The organism is Desmonostoc muscorum LEGE 12446 (assembly GCF_015207005.2).
Classification (GTDB): Bacteria; Cyanobacteriota; Cyanobacteriia; order Cyanobacteriales; family Nostocaceae; genus Nostoc; species Nostoc muscorum.
Genome location: NZ_JADEXS020000012.1, coordinates 1 through 1,013, shown reverse-complemented (window position 1 = coordinate 1,013; position 1,013 = coordinate 1). Strand labels below are relative to the sequence as shown.

Genomic DNA, 1,013 nt, shown 5'->3' with positions numbered 1-1,013 from the left:
TTCCCTATTCCCCATTCCCAAAATAATATCTGGCTGCACTAAATCAAGGACTTGTTGCCATTCTTGGGTTCCCCAGTCGGGGTTACAAAGGAAAATTGGGCAATTAGCTGCACAAGCTGCAATAAAACTTGCTAAAAACTTTACTGGTTCGCGTTCAGCTAAGATGATTTTTGGTGGCGTTTCAGACGTTGATAAATTTATTAGTTGTAAATATAATTCTTGAGATAATTGATTAAAATGACGGCTGTCGTAACCAATCAACCAATCATTTTCAGCTAGGTTATTAAGACAGTCTAAAGGTTTTTCCATAGACTTTGAAGCCATGTATCTTCTTGTGCAAAAAAGTGGTCGATGCCAAAACCAACTGCCCTGTTATTTCGGGATAATTCTGCTGCTAGTTGGAGTGCTGCAAGTCTGGCGATCGCAGTTTCAAAGACTGATGAAAAAACAGCATCAATTTCATGTTGTTGGCAAAAGTTTCTCAGACGAGATGGCGATCCAATTATCCCAGGTTTAATCACAAAAATTCCTCGCCAACCTTGCTCATAACAAGCAATGAGTTGCCCTAGTGTGGCCACAGATTCATCTAAAGCGATCGCAGTTGCATAACACATACTCAATTCCAACATTCCCTGAAATTGTTCAACGGGTAATGGTTGTTCGATAAATTCAATTTCTAGAGGTAGTTTTTTATTCGCTTTGAGATTGTCGCAAGTCCACAGCCATAAGTTAGCTTCTTCATAGTTGAGTCCACCGTTAGCATCTAATCGCAGTTTGCTAGAAGGTGGTAAAGTCTGTGTCAATGACTCAAAAATTTTGAGTTCATCAGCGATCGCATTCACACCAATTTTCCATTTAAACGTGCGATATCCTTGCTGCCATAAACTTTCCCATTGACTTAAAGCCGCTTCCCCAGCTGGTAGTAAGACACTGTAGGGAAGGGAAGAGTTAGGAATTAGGAGTGAGGAGTTAGAAGTTATAAACTTATCTCCCCTATCTCCCCCATCTCCCCC

Annotated in this window: 1 protein-coding gene and 1 pseudogene; both read right to left on the bottom strand. The window is 40.7% G+C overall.

Annotated features, from left to right (window positions below; translation table 11 throughout):
- A pseudogene (locus tag IQ276_RS39960) lies at positions 1-309 on the bottom strand (hypothetical protein); the annotation flags it as partial.
- Positions 294-1,013: o-succinylbenzoate synthase (locus tag IQ276_RS39955; protein WP_235116540.1), on the bottom strand; the 720-nt coding region annotated here is incomplete at its 5' end. The pseudogene IQ276_RS39960 and the gene IQ276_RS39955, both read right to left, overlap by 16 nt.